Origin of the sequence: Streptomyces lienomycini (genome assembly GCF_027947595.1) — a bacterium.
Lineage (GTDB): Bacteria > Actinomycetota > Actinomycetes > Streptomycetales > Streptomycetaceae > Streptomyces > Streptomyces lienomycini.
Window position 1 is genome coordinate 7581901 of record NZ_CP116257.1, and the last position, 15313, is coordinate 7597213.

Consider the following 15313-nt stretch of genomic DNA (forward strand, 5'->3'; position numbering starts at 1 on the left):
CGTGAGCCCCGCAGACGGCGACATGACCGTGCGGGCGGCCGGCTGCGTCCTGTGGCGCCCCGCCCCTCGCCCCGGCCCCACGTCCCCTGGCGGCCTGGAGCTGTGCCTGGTGCACCGGCCGAAGTACGACGACTGGTCGCATCCGAAGGGCAAGCTCGAGCCCGGCGAGGACCCGCTCGCGGGCGCGCTGCGCGAGGTCGCGGAGGAGACGGGGTACGCCGCCGTGCCGGGCGCCGAACTGCCCACCGTGCGCTACCTCGCGAACGGCCGCCCCAAGGAGGTCCGCTACTGGGAGGCGGCGGCCGGCACCGGCGCGTTCGCCCCGTCCGACGAGGTGGACCGCATCCTGTGGCTCACCCCAGAGGAGGCCCGCGCCCGCCTCACCCGGCCCCGCGACCGGACCCTCGTCGACGCACTGCTCACCACGCGTCGCCCCGGAGGGCCCGGCGAACCCTGCGAGGCCGGAGAACCCGGCGGCCCCGGAGAACCCGGCCGGCCCGGTCCCGGCGAGCCCGGCGATCCCGGAGAACCCGACGGCCCCGGCTGACCCGCGCTCCCACAACGCCCGGTCCCGGAAAGCCCGGTCCCGGCGAGCCCAGCGATCCCGGAGAACCCGACGGCCCCGGCTGACCCGCGCTCCCACAACGCCCGGTCCCGGAAGGCCCGGCCCCGTCAAGCCCTGCGGTCCGGGCAAGCCCGGCGAGCACGGACCGCCCGGCGAGCACGGCCGGCCAGGCGAGCACGGGGGCCAGGCGGCTCCGGAAAGCCCGGACCCAGCGAACCCGGAAAGCCCGCGTGCCCGGAAGGCCCAGCGGTCACAGCGAACCCGGCGGCCCCGGCGGCCCAGATGAGCCCGGGAGCCCCGGAAACCCGGTCACGGCGACCCGGCGAACCCGTCGGTCCGGGCCGCCCCGTAGGTCCCGGCGGCCTCGGAAACCCGGCAGCCCCGACGAGCCCACCGCTCCGGAACCACTCCGTGTCCTCGACGTAAGCGTTCCGTGACCTCACCGCACCGTCCTCAGGGGTTCACCCGGCGTTCATTTACGCCCTTCGGCGCCTTCATCTCATCTGCCTAATTTCGGCCTTACCACTCCTCGCACGCCGCCGCTTTCAGGACGGCGGCTCCTGGAAGGAACTCCCTCAAGTGAAGCTTCAGCGCATGAACCGGCGGGCCCTCGCTCTCGGTGCTCTCGCCGTCTCCGGCGCCCTGGCCCTCACGGCGTGCGGCTCCGACGACACCGGCGACAACAGCAACGGCAACAACGCCAGCACCGCCGCCAACAGCAACATCAAGTGCGACGACGCCAAGGGCCAGCTCCAGGCCTCCGGCTCCTCCGCCCAGAAGAACGCGATCGACGCCTGGGTCAAGCAATACGTCGCGGCCTGCAAGGGCGTGCAGATCAACTACAACCCGACCGGCTCCGGCGCGGGCATCACCGCGTTCACGCAGGGCCAGACCGCGTTCGCCGGTTCGGACTCCGCGCTGAAGCCCGACGAGATCGAGGCCTCGAAGAAGGTCTGCAAGGACGGCCAGGCCATCGACCTGCCGATGGTGGGCGGCCCGATCGCGGTCGGCTTCAACGTCCCGGGTGTCGACACCCTCGTCCTGGACGCCCCGACGATGGCCAAGATCTTCGACAGCAAGATCACCAACTGGAACGACGAGGCGATCAAGAAGCTCAACCCCGACGCCAAGCTGCCCGACCTCAAGATCCAGGCGTCCCACCGCTCGGACGAGTCCGGCACCACGGACAACTTCACCAAGTACCTGAAGGCCGCCGCGCCCGACGACTGGAAGTACGAGGGCGGCAAGTCCTGGGAGGCCAAGGGCGGCCAGTCCGCGCAGGGCTCCTCCGGCCTGGCCGGCCTGGTGAAGCAGACCCCCGGTGCCATCTCGTACTTCGAGCTGTCCTACGCCAAGGACGGCATCAAGACCGTCGACGTCAAGACCGCGGCCGCCGAGCCGGTCAAGGCCACCGTCGAGAACGCCACCGCCGCCATCGGCGCGGCCAAGGTCGTCGGCACCGGCAAGGACCTCGCCCTGGAGCTGGACTACACCCCGGACGCCGCCGGCGCCTACCCGCTCGTCCTGGTGACGTACGAGATCGCCTGCGACAAGGGCAACAAGGCGGACACCCTGCCCGCCACCAAGTCCTTCCTGAACTACATGGCCTCGGAGGACGGTCAGGGCCTGCTGGCGGAGGCCGGCTACGCCCCGATGCCCACCGAGATCATCACCAAGGTCCGCGAGACCGTCTCGGGCCTGAGCTGACCCGAGTGCGGTCCGGTCCCCCCGCCCAGGGGTGACGACGGCGTCCCCCGCCCAGGGGTGACCGCCAGCGTCCCCGCAGGAGGACCGGACCGCACCGTCCGGTGCACCGCCGCCAGGGGCCCCCGACCGGGGCCCCGCCCGAGCCGTCGGCCACGACGGCTCCGCAGACCGGAGAACCCGATGGACATCACCACGGACACCCAGAAGCCAGCACCCTCACCCGCCCCCCAGCCGCCCGCGACCGGGGAGAAGCGCGCCCCCCGCGGCGTCAGCCGCCCCGGCGACCGGATATTCGTCGGGCTCTCCCGCGGTTCCGGCATCCTCGTGCTGGTCATCATGGCCGCCATCGCGGCCTTCCTCACCTATCGCGCCACCCTCGCCATCAGCGAGGACGAGGCGAACTTCTTCACCAGCTTCGAATGGAACCCGACCGGCTCCCCGCCGGAGTTCGGCATCGCGGTCCTGGCCTACGGCACCGTCGTGTCCTCGGTCATCGCCATGGCGATCGCCGTCCCGGTCTCGGTCGGCATCGCGCTGTTCATCACGCACTACGCGCCGCGCAAGCTGGGCGGACTGATCGGCTACGTGATCGACCTGCTCGCCGCCGTGCCCTCGATCGTCTACGGCCTGTGGGGCGCGCTCGTCCTCGTGCCGCACCTGAACGGACTCTACGGCTGGCTCGACGAATACCTCGGCTGGACCGGGATCTTCGAGTGGAACGGCGGCGCCGGACGCTCGCTGCTCACCGTGGGCATCCTGCTGGCGATCATGATCCTGCCGATCATCACCAACGTCAGCCGTGAGGTCTTCCGGCAGGTCCCGCGCATGCACGAGGAGGCCGCCCTGGCCCTCGGCGCCACGCGCTGGGAGGTCATCCGGATGTCGGTGCTGCCCTTCGGCCGCTCCGGCGTCATCTCCGCCTCGATGCTCGGCCTCGGGCGCGCGCTCGGCGAGACGATGGCCGTGGCGATGGTCCTCTCCCCGACCTTCGACATCACCGCCAGCCTGCTCGACCCGGGCGGCGGCACCTTCGCCCAGAACATCGCGAGCAAGTTCAACGAGGCCACCCAGATGGGCCGCGACGCCCTGATCGCCTCCGGTCTGGTCCTGTTCGTCATCACCCTGCTGGTCAACGGCGGCGCCCGCATGATCATCGCCCGCCGCAAGGAGTACTCGGGGGCCAACGCATGAGCAACGCAACCCTGACCCCCGCCCCCAAGAACCGCAGCTCCCTGCGCGCCGCCACCCTGCCCAAGTGGTTCCCCTGGGCGGTCGCGGCCGGCTCGGTCCTCCTCGGCCTCGGCATCAGTGCCGCCGCCGGGCTGAACAGCAGCATCCAGTGGGCCCTGATCGCCGCGGTCCTCTTCGTCGCCGGTTCGTACGGCATCTCGGCGCGCGTCGAGGGCGGCCGGCAGGCCAAGGACCGGGTCGCGACCAGCCTGGTCTGGGTCGCCTTCCTGCTGGCCCTGATCCCGCTCATCTCCCTGATCTGGGAGACCGTGAAGCAGGGCGTGAAGGTCCTCGACGGCTACTTCCTGACCCACTCGATGGGCGTGGTCGGCGACAGCGAACCCGGCGGCGGCATCTACCACGCCCTCCTCGGCACCCTGGAGCAGGTCGGCCTCGCCACCCTGTTCTCCGTGCCGATCGGCGTGCTCACCGCGATCTACCTGGTCGAGTACGGGCGCGGCAGGCTCGCCAAGTCCGTCACCTTCTTCGTGGACGTCATGACGGGCATCCCGTCGATCGTCGCGGGCCTGTTCGTGCTCAGCCTGTGGGTGCTGATCCTGGACATGGGCCCGTCCGGCGTGGCCGGCTCGTTCGCCCTGTGCATCCTGATGATCCCGGTGGTCGTCCGCTCCACCGAGGAGATGCTCAAGCTCGTCCCGAACGAGCTGCGCGAGGCGTCCCTGGCGCTGGGCGTGCCGAAGTGGCGCACGATCCTCAAGGTGGTCCTGCCGACCTCGATCGGCGGCATCGTCACCGGCGTCATGCTGGCCGTCGCCCGCATCACCGGCGAGACGGCCCCCGTACTGCTGCTGGTGTGGGGCACCGACTTCATCAACGCGAATCCGTTCCAGGACCCGCAGGAGTCGCTGCCGATGTACATCTACCTGCAGTACGGCGCGGGCTCCGACGCGGCCTACGACCGTGCCTGGGCGGCGGCCCTGACGCTGATCGCCTTCATCATGATCCTCAACCTCGCGGCCCGCGGCATCGCCCGCTGGAAGGCCCCGAAGACCGGTCGCTGACGCGACCCGCAGAAGCACCGTCCGCGACCGGACCCCGAAAGAAGCAGTGATACCCATGGCCAAGCGCATAGATGTCAGCGGCCTCAACGCCTACTACAGCTCCTTCCTGGCCATCGAGGACATCTCGATGACCGTCGAACCCCGCTCCGTGACGGCCTTCATCGGCCCCTCCGGCTGCGGCAAGTCCACCTTCCTGCGCACGCTCAACCGCATGCACGAGGTCACGCCCGGCGGCCGCGTCGACGGCAAGGTGATGCTGGACGACGAGAACCTCTACGGCGCCGGCATCGACCCGGTGGCCGTGCGCCGCGAGGTCGGCATGGTCTTCCAGCGCCCGAACCCGTTCCCCACGATGTCGGTGTACGACAACGTGGCGGCGGGCCTGCGCCTGAACGGCAAGTACAAGAAGTCCCAGCTGGACAACGTCGTCGAGAAGTCGCTGCGGGGCGCCAACCTCTGGAACGAGGTCAAGGACCGCCTGAACAAGCCGGGCTCCGGTCTCTCCGGCGGTCAGCAGCAGCGCCTGTGCATCGCGCGGGCGATCGCGGTCGAGCCGAACGTCCTGCTCATGGACGAGCCCTGCTCCGCCCTGGACCCGATCTCCACCCTGGCGATCGAGGACCTGATCGGCGAGCTGAAGGAGCGCTTCACGATCGTCATCGTGACGCACAACATGCAGCAGGCGGCGCGCGTCTCGGACCGTACGGCGTTCTTCAACCTGGCGGCGGTCGGCCAGCCCGGCAAGCTGATCGAGATCGACGAGACGGAGCGCATCTTCTCCAACCCGTCGGTCCAGGCCACGGAGGACTACATCTCCGGCCGCTTCGGCTAGAGACCTCTCGATCCCCTCGCGGTGCTGCATGGCGGTGCCACCGCGAGGAGCACAAGGGCCCGCCCCCGAGTCCGGGGGCGGGCCCATCGCCGTACGGGGGGGGCGGCTACAGGAACGCCAGGTTCACGATCCAGAACGACACGGCGGCCACCACCGCGGCGGCCGGCATCGTGATGAACCAGCCCATGATGATGTTCTTGGCGACACCCCACCGCACGGCGTTCACCCGCTTCGTCGCCCCCACGCCCATGATCGCCGAGGTGATCACGTGCGTGGTGGAGATCGGCGCGTGGAAAATGAACGCCGACCCGAACATGATCGACGCGCCCGTCGTCTCCGCGGCGAACCCCTGCGGCGGATCCAGCTCGATGATCTTGCGTCCCAGCGTCCGCATGATCCGCCAGCCGCCCGCGTACGTGCCGAGCGACAGCATCAGCGCGCAGGCGAGCTTCACCCACACCGGGATGGGGTCGCCGTAGTCCTCGACGTCGGCGATGACCAGCGCCATCACCACGATGCCCATCGTCTTCTGCGCGTCCTGCAGACCGTGGCCCAGCGCCATGCCCGCCGCGGACACCGTCTGCGCGATACGGAATCCGCGCTTCGCCTTGTGCGGGTTGGCCCGCCGGAAGATCCACATGATCGCGGTCATCACCAGGTAACCGGCGAGCAGACCGATCACCGGCGACACGAACATGGGGATGACGATCTTGTCGAGGACTCCGTGCCAGTACACGGTCGTGCTCCCGGCCAGCGCCGCGCCCACCATGCCGCCGAACAGGGCGTGCGAGGACGAGGAGGGCAGCCCGAAGTACCAGGTGATGAGGTTCCAGACGATGGCGCCGACGAGTGCCGCGAAGAGGATCCCCATCCCCTTCGAGCCCTCGGGGGTCTGGATCACCCCCTCACTGACGGTCTTGGCGACCCCGGACCCCATGAACGCGCCGGCCAGGTTCATGACCGCGGCCATGGCGAGCGCCGCGCGGGGGGTGAGCGCGCGCGTCGACACGGAGGTGGCGATCGCGTTGGCCGAATCGTGGAATCCGTTGGTGTACGTGAAGAAGAGCGCGACCCCGATGGTCACGACCAGAGCGAAGGTGTCCATGAAGAGGTCAGGACTCCTTGACCGCGATGGTCTCCACCGTGTTGGCCACGTGCTCGAAGGCGTCGGCCGCCTCTTCCAGAACGTCCACGATCTGCTTCAGCTTCAGCACCTCGATGGCCTCGTACTTGCCGTTGAAGAGGTGGGCGAGCAGCTTGCGGTGGACCTGGTCGGCCTGGTTCTCCAGCCGGTTGACCTCGATCCAGTACTCGGTGAGGTTGTCCATGGTGCGCAGGTTCGGCATCGCCTCGGCCGTCAGCTCGGCGGCCCGCGACAGCACCTCGATCTGCTGGTCGACGCCCTTCGGCAGCTCCTCGACGTTGTAGAGGACGACCAGGTCGACGGCCTCCTCCATGAAGTCCATGATGTCGTCGAGGGAGGAGGCGAGGTTGTAGATGTCCTCGCGGTCGAAGGGCGTGATGAACGAGGAGTTCAGCTGGTGGAAGATCGCGTGCGTGGCGTCGTCACCCGCGTGTTCGGCGGCCCGCATACGCTCTGCGATCTCGGCCCGGGCGGATGCGTCCGCCCCGAGCAGTTCCATCAGGAGCTTGGAGCCCGTGACGATGTTGTCCGCGGAGGCGGCGAACATGTCGTAGAAGCTCGTCTCCCTGGGGGTCAGACGAAAGCGCACGTGGGGTCCTCGGGATGCATCGGTTTCGGTCAGGCTGATGCTAGGCGCATCATCCGGCCACTGCTAACGGGCCTTCCCCAGTGTCGCCCATCAGGCAGAGTGATGAGCAGGGGGGCGACGTCGGCCGCTCTGCCAAGGGCCTCATACCCGGGAAAGTTCGTTACCATATACCCGCCAGGGGTATATGTCCGCTATCCCCCCGAATTCCCGCCCGAACCCGCTCGACGCCCCCGGCCCCCGCCCCACCCAACCCCGACAACCAGGAGGACGCGATGACGACCACCGAGGCCGGCGCAGGTGCGCCCTCCCCCATCGTGGAGCAGGTCGAGACGGACGGCACGGACGTCGTGACCGACCACGACCGCGGTGTGCACGGGTACCACGAGCAGAAGGGCGAGCACCTCAAGCGCCTGCGCCGCATCGAGGGCCAGATCCGCGGCCTGCAGCGGATGGTCGACGAGGACGTCTACTGCATCGACATACTGACCCAGGTCTCCGCCTCCACGAAGGCCCTGCAGTCGTTCGCACTGCAACTCCTGGAGGAGCACCTGCGCCACTGCGTCGCCGACGCGGCCCTCAAGGGCGGCACCGAGATCGACGCGAAGGTGGAAGAGGCGACGAAGGCCATCGGCCGCCTACTGCGCACGTGAGCGCTCCTCGGCCACGCGCAGCACCTTGTCGATGCTCTCCAGGCTGAGCCGCTCCCGGGCGGCCGACGCCGCGATGATCAGTTCGCCGCACAGCTCGATCTCGGCGAGGGCCACGTGGTCCTGAACCGCCGTACCGCCGACCGGAGCCACACGCGTCACCTCGTCTCTGCCGTCACCGGCTTCCTAGAGTAGGGAGCGGCCTACACACCGCGCATGGCACGGAAGGGCTAGTTCTTGCCGTCCGCCGCCCCGCCGGAGCCGGCGCCCTCGCCCGGCCCGCCCGCCTCTCCCTGCCCGCCGGCCTCGCCCGCCTCGCCGGGCTCCTCGGCGATCCGGCCGGCGTAGATGTCCTGCTCCTCGGGCAGCCGTACGCGGACGGCGGCGCCGAAATCGTAGAGCAACGTCGTCGACGCGACGTCCACGGTGCCGTTCTCCTGCCCGTGGGAGAAGCTGAAGCGGTGCCGGACCTTGCGGATACGGCCCTCGTCGTCGAGGTAGACGTCGAACGGGACCTCGGCGGTGGCGAACCCCTCGGCCGCCGCGGCCAGTGCCTTCCTGTTCCCGCCCGAGGCGTCCCGAGCCGCCCGCGCGAGGTCGGCGGTCCCCCGGTAGTGGCGCACCGCGGTCCCCGCCAGCTCCGTGCGCCCCACGAACGTGGCCGTCCGCGTGCCCCGCAGCACCTCGGCGGCGGCGAACGGATCCGTCGCCCCGCCGGTCACCAGGTTCCCGTCGGACAGCGACTCGGTCTCCACCCGCACCCACTTGTCGTCGGGGACACCGGCCCCCCGGTTCTTCATGAACAGGGCGCCCGGTGCGAGCAGTTCGGTGATCGGCCGGTGCTCGCTCGACCCCGCCGGGTCCTGGGGCAGCCGGACCTTCAACTGCCCGAGCCGCTCCTCGAAGTCGTACACGCCCTCGCCCCGGATGGTCACCCGCGTCCCGCCGCTGGCCATCTCCATCGCGGTACGCGTCTTGGCGCTGCCGGCGGCCACCAGCCGGTCGGCGGCCCGGTGCAGCACGGCGACCGGATCACCGCCGCCGCCCGCGCCCCCGACGGAGGCCCCCTGCGCGGAGCACCCGGCGCCGGCCAGACACACGCAGACCACGCCCGCGGCGACGGCGAGGCCATCGCCGGTCCTCCCGCCCCGTCGCCCGCCTCGCCGCTCCCTCGCCCGCCCGACCATCGTCACCCGCTGTCCCACGCCGTCTCGCCCGTTGCACCCCTGCCGTCCCGGTTAACGAGGGGCGGGTTGCCCCGGTAACGTTGTGGGCGTGGCGCAGCAGGACGGTCTCGAAGCCCCCGGGGACGCCCCGGAACACCTCACGACAACGGTCGAGCAAGGACCCTTCTGCCTGGCCCGCTGCACCTGCGGCTGGCGAGGCCCGGCCCGCAGGGCCAGAAGCCAGGCCCGCACGGACGCGGCGTCGCACCCACCCGCGTAACCCCCGGCGCCGGCCGCCGCCCCCCACTCCGAACGCCGGGGCACGCCGCGCACCCGACGCGCCGAGGCACCCGTCCGGCGCACCCTCGGGAACCCTCGCCCCCACACCCCCGTCTACTTCCACGACCCCCCACGGGACGCGGAGGCGACATGCACCGACGCACATTCCTCACCCGCACCACAGCCGTCGCGGCCCTGGCGGCCACCACGGCCGCCTGCACCGACGCGGGCACCGGCGGCGACGGCACCACCGCCGGCAAGAACCCCGCCCCCGCCACGACCACCCCCCGCGGAACCCGCACCGCGACCTCAGCGACCTCCGCGAGCGCCCCCACCAGCGCCCCCACCAGCGCGCCCGCCACCTGGGCCGCCCTCGCCAAGTCGCTGGACGGTTCCCTGCTCCGCCCCGGCGACCACGCCTGGCAGGCGGCCCATCAGCTCTACAACACCCGCTTCGACACCCTCGAACCCGCTGCCGTCGCCTACGTCGCCCACCCCGACGACATCCGCACCTCCCTCTCCTACGCCCGCGCCCACCGCATCCCCGTGGCGATCCGCAACGGCGGCCACTCCTACGCCGGATGGTCCTCGGGCAACGGCCGTCTGATCATCGACGTGTCCCCGCTCAACCGCGTCCGGGCGTCCTCCGGCGAAGCGGTCGTCGGCGCCGGCGCCAAACTGATCGACGTCTACCGCGCCCTCGCCGCCAAGGGCGTGACCGTACCGGCCGGTTCCTGCCCCACCGTCGGCATCTCCGGCCTCACCCTCGGCGGCGGACACGGCGTCGTCTCCCGCGCCTACGGCCTGACCTGCGACAGCCTCACCCAGGCCACCCTGATCACGGCGGACGGCAGGGAGCTGACCGCCGACTCCACCGATCACAAGGACCTCTTCTGGGCCCTGCGCGGCGCGGGCAACGCCAACTTCGGCGTCGTCACGGAGTTCCACTTCCGCACCCGCCCCGCGCCCCGGGCGGTGTCGGCGTACCTGACCTGGCCCTGGCGCAGGGCGGCCGCCGTGGTGCGTGCCTGGCAGGAGTGGGGTCCGGACCAGCCCGACGAGATCTGGTCCTCCCTGCACCTGGCCGCCGCCCCCGGCCGCGGGCCCGGCGTCTCGGTCGCCGCGTTCTCCCTCGGCACCTACGGCGAACTGCAGAACGCCGTCGACCGCCTCGCCGGACGCGTCGGCGCCTCCGCGAGCCACGTGTCCCTCAAGCGCCGTACGTACGAGGAGGCGATGGAGGTGTACGCGGGCTGCTCCTCCTTCTCGACCGACGCCCGCTGCCACCTCCCCGGCTCCGCCCCCGGCCACTCACCGCAGGGATCGCTCGGCCGTGAGACGTACGCGGCGCGCTCGGACTTCTTCGACCGCTCGATCCCGCCGGACGGCGTCAGGACGCTGCTGTCCCGGCTCACGGCGGTGCGCGGCGGCTCCGGCAGCATCGCGTTCACGGCACTCGGCGGTGCGGTGAACCGCGTCTCGCCGACGGCCACCGCGTTCGTGCACCGGCACTCCCGGATGCTGGCCCAGTACCTCGCGTCGTGGCGTCCGGGGACGAGCGGGGAGGCCGCCCAGTCGTGGCTGAATTCCGCCTACGGCGCGATGCGGCCGTACGCCTCGGGCGCGGCCTACCAGAACTACGCGGACCCCGCCCTGACGGACTGGCGGACGGCCTACTACGCGGACGCGGCCCCGCGCCTGGCGCGTCTGAAGCACCAGTACGACCCGGACCGCGTCTTCGCCTACCCGCAGGCGCTGTAGCAGCCGGCCACGGCAACCTGCGACAACCCACGACAACCTAGGCGGCGAGATCGCGCTCCCCGGCCGTCTCCGAACTCCCCCTGCGGGCACCGGGGATGACGGCATCGCGCCCGGCGGCACCCTCGCGCCCCCTGGCGTTGACCAGGCGTCCCACCCGGGGCGAGCGCTCGACGGCCCGGGTCAGCGGCGTCAGCAGGGCCATGGCGACCGGCGACAGCAGCAGGGCGACAGCCGTGCCGAGCGCGAACCCGCCGATGACGTCGGTCGGGTAGTGGACGCCCATGTAGACCCGGACGAAGCCGCCGAACAGCGCGAGCACGATCGCGACGATCCCGAACTTCCGGTTGGCGACGAACAGGCCGACGGCCAGGGCCATGCAGAGAGTGGCGTGGTCGCTGACGAAGGAGAAGTCGTCCTTCCCGTCGACGAGCACCTCGAGGCCCTCATGGGACTTGAAGGGTCTGGGCCGCTCGACGAACCCCCGTATCGGCACGTTGACGAGGACCGCCACACCGGCGGCGAGCGGCGCCCACATCAGGGCCGCCACACTCGGGGCCGCGTCCTCTCCGCCCCGGCGCCGCACACCCCACCAGCACCACAGCACCAGCAGCACGATCGCGAACAGCAACCCGTACTCACCGACGAACTCCATGACCCGGTCGAACCAGTGCGGTGCGTCCTTGGCCAGGCCGTTGATGTCGTAGAGCAGCTCGACGTCGGGGTTCGACCCGGATTCGGCGAGTCCAGCCATGGTGCTGCGGCCCCTTCGTCATGTCCTCCGGCGCACCGAGCGCACGCCTCTTCTGCCACCCCCGTGGTCAGCCGTACGTCAACAGGAACGCACGGCCCCCGTTGATACGTTCCACACTCCACTGAATGATCACGCAGACGTTATCGAAGAGAGACACGTCACTGCAGCTCAGGGCAGGGTTTCACGCTGTGTTCAAACCCTGCCATTCACACCGTGGTGGGCAGCGCTTTCGCGCCATCCTCGGTCACCCGGGTGGCCCCGAAGTAGTCGGGCGTGTCGATCGGATCGAACCGGATCACGGCACCCGTCCGCGGCGCGTCGATCATGTATCCACCGCCGACGTAGATCCCCACGTGCCGGATGGCCCGCGAGTTGGTCAGATCGTCGGAGAAGAACACCAGGTCCCCCGGGAGCAACTCGTCCCGCCCGGGATGCGCCCCCGCGTTGTACTGGTCGTTGGCGACGCGGGGCAGCTCGATCCCCACGCTCTCGTACGCCGCCTTGGTCAGCCCCGAACAGTCGAACCGCCCACCCTGCTCGGCGGTTCCGTTGCCACCCCACAGGTACAGCGTCCCGAGCTTCTTCTGCGCGTAGGCGATGGCCCCGGCGGCCTGCTCGGACGGATCGACCCGGGTGGTCGGCGCGGCGAAGCTCTTCGCCAGCGTCGTGATGGTCTTCACGTAGTTCTGGGTCTCCTTGTACGGCGGCACGCCCTGGTACTTGATCACCGCGTAGGCGCCCGCGTTGTAGGAGGCCAGCATGTTCGCCGTCGGGTCGCCGGGCACGTCCTTCACGTACGAGGCGAGGGAGCAGTCGTACGACGCGGCCGACGGGATGGCGTCCTCGGGATCCCACACGTCGCGGTCCCCGTCCCCGTCCCCGTCGATGCCGTGGATGGCCCACGTCCCGGGGATGAACTGCGCTATCCCCTGCGCCGCCGCCGCGCTCTGCGCCTTCGGGTTGAACCCGCTCTCCTGGTAGAGCTGGGCGGCCAGCAGCGCGGGGTTGATGGCGGGACAGCGATTGCCCCACTCCTGCACGAGCGCCTGGTACGCGGCGGGCACGGACCCCTTGGCCAGCTTCTTCCCCTCGCCCCCCGCACCGCCGGCGTTCCCCCCGACGAGGTAGACGCCCACGACGAGCAGCATCACGAACCCCATCCCGAGGGCACCCGCGACCCCGGCACCGACCCACATCTTGCGCATGCCCCAACCATCCCCCACGAGCACGCGGTTCAGTGCCGTTTCCCGGCCATGTCGCGGGGCGCCCCGGACCGCGACCCCTCACTCCGCCCCGGTCCCGGCACCTGACACGGCGTCGGCAACCGCGGTGCCGGCCCGTCCTCTTCCCGGACGACACGAGCTGCGACACGAGTTGCCCCAGCACCGGACGCGGTCCGCGGACGAGCGCGGCACCGCGCGGTGGTCACGTCCACGCCAATCTAAAGCAACTTTCTAGAAAACTGTTCTAACTCGGTCACCCGCCGGGGCAGACTCGTCGCACGCCGTCCGGACCGCCTCCACACCGGGCGCAGCGCCCGGAGTTCCGGGGCGGTCGGCGACGAAGCACTCCCAGGGCCGCCCGTACACCCGCGGCCGGCCCGGCCACTTCGAGGAAGGAACGCCCCGTGAAACCGACTCCCACCCGCCGTGAGTTACCTCCTGCGGCACGCATACGCCTGCTCGCCGTCCTCCTGGCGACCTGCTGCATCGCCCTGGGGCTCATGACGGCCCCGTTCGCGGTCTCCGCGGCACACGCCGCCGACGACGACTGCGCGTCCCCCCTGCACTGCGAGACCATCACCTCCGCCAGTAACGGCCGCAACCTCGACGTACAGAACGGCTCGACCGGCGACGGCGCGTTCGTCGTCACCAACTCGGCGCCCGGCCACCACCAGTCCTGGTCCCTGAACGTCGACACCACGAGCGCCACCTTCACGATCCTCAACGACGCGACCGGCAAGTGCGTCGACCTCGGCTGGCCGGCCCTCAGCCAGCAGACGTGCCGGGGCAAAACGAGCCAGAAGTGGTACTTCCAGCCGGTCGCCGGGTCGCACTCCGTGTTCCTGATCCGCAACGCGAGCGACGACTCGTGCCTCGACCTCACGGCGAACGCCCAGTACGACGACGCGTGGACCGGGACCTCCGCCTGCCACGCCGCGGCCAACCAGCGCTGGACCACGACCTCGGACGCCGCCTGGAACCTGGCCGTGGACCGCGGCGCCCGCCGGTGCCAGCAGGACCCGTCGAGCTGTTCCTGGTCGTTGGCGAGCGAGGCCCCCGCAGCCCCGCTGCCCACGGTCTGCGCCTCCGCGGTCTGGTACAACAACACCGGCTCGCCGGCCACGCAGACGTTCTCCGTGACCGAGACGACCGGCTGGTCCAGCAGCATCACCACGGCTCTCTCGTCGAGCGTCACCGGCGGCGGTGGCGAGCTGACACCCCTCCAGGCCACGGTCGGGACGACTCTGACGTTCAGCAACGTCTGGAACGGTTCGACGACGGTCGGCGACGGCATCCAGGTCGTCGTGCCCGACGGGCACTACGGCTGGGTCACCCTGTCCCTGCTGGCGAGGAAGGTGACCGGTACCTGGACCTTCGATGCCCAGGGCTTCCCCTGGACGGCCGACGACACGGTCACCGTGCCGGTCGACAGCGACCCGGCGGGCGGCGCGACGGTCTACCTGGCCAACACGAGTCCCACGTTCACCTCCTGCGCCTGAACCCCCGGCCGAGTCCCTGACGCCGTTGCCCGCCACCCGCCTTCCCCGGACGTGGCAGGCAACGGCCGACGCCGTGGCGAGCCCCGCCGGGAAGCTCCTTCCGGAGCCGCACCTGCCCGGACCCCAGGACGAACACCCGCCCGGCACCCGTTCAGGTCGCCGTCACTCACGGGAGTGACCCCGCCACCCCGTCCGCATCCGGACCCCGGGCCCCTCGGACCTGACATCCGAACGCATCGTCAGACGTCGCGAACCCTCACGCTCGACGCGGAGACCGGCGCGTTCGATCACGTCACAGAAGGGCCCAACGACGCAACCACGCGACAGGTTGCGCCCCAGCTTCATTGCCCGGCGTAACGTCACGTGATACACAGAGTGACCATACGACTCTTCAGACACCGGTTCACGCCACCCTGACCGGGGCGGGCGCGGACCGGTGGCAAGCTATTCGTACGAAACCTGCCAACCAATGACGCCAAGTCGACATGCGTCGGCGTGATTGTCGGCGACAATGAGGCCTGACCTCTGCATGTCCGCAGAGGGCGCGGAACTACCCAACAGGGGCGGTGACTTACATGCTCTTTGCGGCCGACGAGGGAGACATCAACACCATCATCGGGGGGATCGCTCCGGACTGGGGCCCCTTCGGCAGCCTGGGCAACGAGGCCAAGGTGATGATCGAGGTGGTGATGGCCGTCGCGATTCTGCTCTGCCTCGGTATCGCCATCTGGGGCGCCGCCAAGCAGCGCATCGGCGCGACCGCGCTCCGCGACACCTTCAGCGCGGAGCAGGGCAAGGGCCTCATCATCGCGGGGCTGACGGGCGTGTTCATCATCGGCTCGCTCGGCACGCTCTTCACCATCGTGTACGGGATGGCCGTGTAGCCCGGCACGTGTCC

15 protein-coding genes are annotated in these 15313 nt (G+C 70.5%); 9 read left to right on the forward strand and 6 right to left on the reverse strand.

The window, feature by feature from the left end; translation table 11 throughout:
- Position 1: 1 nt before the first annotated feature.
- The 5 genes from BJ961_RS34615 to pstB all read left to right on the forward strand — a co-directional run bounded on the left by BJ961_RS34615 (position 2) and on the right by pstB (position 5356).
- Positions 2-547, forward strand: a complete 546-nt coding sequence (locus BJ961_RS34615; protein ID WP_271416712.1) for an NUDIX hydrolase — start codon at positions 2-4, stop codon at positions 545-547.
- Between the two features lie 597 nt (positions 548-1144).
- Positions 1145-2272 (forward strand): phosphate ABC transporter substrate-binding protein PstS, encoded by a 1128-nt coding sequence (pstS, locus tag BJ961_RS34620; RefSeq protein ID WP_271416713.1) that lies wholly within the window; start codon positions 1145-1147, stop codon positions 2270-2272.
- Positions 2273-2452: 180 nt separating this feature from the next.
- A complete protein-coding gene (gene pstC, locus BJ961_RS34625) occupies positions 2453-3463 on the forward strand; it encodes a phosphate ABC transporter permease subunit PstC (protein ID WP_271416714.1) in 1011 nt (336 codons plus the stop codon).
- On the forward strand, positions 3460-4524 hold the full coding sequence (gene pstA, locus BJ961_RS34630; RefSeq protein ID WP_271416715.1) for a phosphate ABC transporter permease PstA: 1065 nt from the start codon (positions 3460-3462) through the stop codon (positions 4522-4524). Before pstC ends, pstA begins: the two co-directional genes overlap by 4 nt.
- A 55-nt stretch (positions 4525-4579) precedes the next feature.
- Entirely contained in the window at positions 4580-5356 is a 777-nt protein-coding gene (pstB, locus tag BJ961_RS34635; protein ID WP_271416716.1) for a phosphate ABC transporter ATP-binding protein PstB, read from the forward strand.
- Positions 5357-5462: 106 nt separating this feature from the next.
- Here pstB and pitH read toward each other — a convergent pair whose 3' ends face one another.
- Together pitH and BJ961_RS34645 are read right to left on the reverse strand one after the other, a co-directional pair.
- Complete coding sequence (gene pitH / locus BJ961_RS34640; RefSeq protein WP_271416717.1) at positions 5463-6461, reverse strand: low-affinity phosphate transporter PitH; 999 nt, start codon at positions 6459-6461, stop codon at positions 5463-5465.
- Positions 6462-6468: 7 nt separating this feature from the next.
- On the reverse strand, positions 6469-7089 hold the full coding sequence (locus BJ961_RS34645; RefSeq protein ID WP_271416718.1) for a DUF47 domain-containing protein: 621 nt from the start codon (positions 7087-7089) through the stop codon (positions 6469-6471).
- A gap of 272 nt (positions 7090-7361) precedes the next feature.
- Between BJ961_RS34645 and BJ961_RS34650 the strand changes: the two genes are divergently transcribed.
- The gene (locus BJ961_RS34650; RefSeq protein WP_271416719.1) at positions 7362-7739 is read left to right on the forward strand and encodes a metal-sensitive transcriptional regulator; all 378 of its coding nucleotides are present in this window, start codon (positions 7362-7364) and stop codon (positions 7737-7739) included.
- Here BJ961_RS34650 and BJ961_RS34655 read toward each other — a convergent pair.
- Together BJ961_RS34655 and BJ961_RS34660 are read right to left on the reverse strand one after the other, a co-directional pair.
- Positions 7725-7889, reverse strand: a complete 165-nt coding sequence (locus BJ961_RS34655; RefSeq protein ID WP_199807537.1) for a hypothetical protein — start codon at positions 7887-7889, stop codon at positions 7725-7727. The two genes, BJ961_RS34650 and BJ961_RS34655, sit on opposite strands and share 15 nt — an antisense overlap.
- 77 nt (positions 7890-7966) lie before the next feature.
- Complete coding sequence (locus BJ961_RS34660) at positions 7967-8923, reverse strand: hypothetical protein (protein WP_271417261.1); 957 nt, start codon at positions 8921-8923, stop codon at positions 7967-7969.
- A 408-nt stretch (positions 8924-9331) separates the two neighbouring features.
- Here BJ961_RS34660 and BJ961_RS34665 point away from each other — a divergent pair, with 408 nt between their 5' ends.
- Positions 9332-10942, forward strand: a complete 1611-nt coding sequence (locus BJ961_RS34665) for an FAD-binding oxidoreductase (RefSeq protein ID WP_271416720.1) — start codon at positions 9332-9334, stop codon at positions 10940-10942.
- A 37-nt stretch (positions 10943-10979) separates the two neighbouring features.
- On the opposite strand, the gene BJ961_RS34670 is transcribed toward BJ961_RS34665, so the two are convergent.
- Together BJ961_RS34670 and BJ961_RS34675 are read right to left on the reverse strand one after the other, a co-directional pair.
- Positions 10980-11693 carry a phosphatase PAP2 family protein gene (locus BJ961_RS34670; RefSeq protein ID WP_271416721.1) on the reverse strand — a complete coding sequence of 238 codons (714 nt, stop codon included), beginning with the start codon at positions 11691-11693 and terminating at the stop codon, positions 10980-10982.
- Between the two features lie 206 nt (positions 11694-11899).
- Positions 11900-12916 carry a C40 family peptidase gene (locus BJ961_RS34675; RefSeq protein ID WP_271416722.1) on the reverse strand — a complete coding sequence of 339 codons (1017 nt, stop codon included), beginning with the start codon at positions 12914-12916 and terminating at the stop codon, positions 11900-11902.
- A gap of 500 nt (positions 12917-13416) precedes the next feature.
- On the opposite strand from BJ961_RS34675, the gene BJ961_RS34680 reads away from it, so the two are divergent.
- On the forward strand, positions 13417-14415 hold the full coding sequence (locus BJ961_RS34680; RefSeq protein ID WP_271416723.1) for an RICIN domain-containing protein: 999 nt from the start codon (positions 13417-13419) through the stop codon (positions 14413-14415).
- Between the two features lie 575 nt (positions 14416-14990).
- The gene (locus BJ961_RS34685) at positions 14991-15299 is read left to right on the forward strand and encodes a hypothetical protein (protein ID WP_019526682.1); all 309 of its coding nucleotides are present in this window, start codon (positions 14991-14993) and stop codon (positions 15297-15299) included.
- Positions 15300-15313: the final 14 nt, after the last annotated feature.

Bases quoted from the DNA above. Each gene is read 5' to 3' on its own strand.
- BJ961_RS34660 (WP_271417261.1), bottom strand. From the start codon at position 8,923: ATGGTCGGGCGGGCGAGGGAGCGGCGAGGCGGGCGACGGGGCGGGAGG.
- pstA (WP_271416715.1), top strand. From the start codon at position 3,460: ATGAGCAACGCAACCCTGACCCCCGCCCCCAAGAACCGCAGCTCCCTG.
- BJ961_RS34665 (WP_271416720.1), top strand. From the start codon at position 9,332: ATGCACCGACGCACATTCCTCACCCGCACCACAGCCGTCGCGGCCCTG.
- BJ961_RS34685 (WP_019526682.1), top strand. From the start codon at position 14,991: ATGCTCTTTGCGGCCGACGAGGGAGACATCAACACCATCATCGGGGGG.
- pstC (WP_271416714.1), top strand. From the start codon at position 2,453: ATGGACATCACCACGGACACCCAGAAGCCAGCACCCTCACCCGCCCCC.
- BJ961_RS34680 (WP_271416723.1), top strand. From the start codon at position 13,417: ATGACGGCCCCGTTCGCGGTCTCCGCGGCACACGCCGCCGACGACGAC.
- pitH (WP_271416717.1), bottom strand. From the start codon at position 6,461: ATGGACACCTTCGCTCTGGTCGTGACCATCGGGGTCGCGCTCTTCTTC.
- BJ961_RS34650 (WP_271416719.1), top strand. From the start codon at position 7,362: ATGACGACCACCGAGGCCGGCGCAGGTGCGCCCTCCCCCATCGTGGAG.
- BJ961_RS34670 (WP_271416721.1), bottom strand. From the start codon at position 11,693: ATGGCTGGACTCGCCGAATCCGGGTCGAACCCCGACGTCGAGCTGCTC.
- pstB (WP_271416716.1), top strand. From the start codon at position 4,580: ATGGCCAAGCGCATAGATGTCAGCGGCCTCAACGCCTACTACAGCTCC.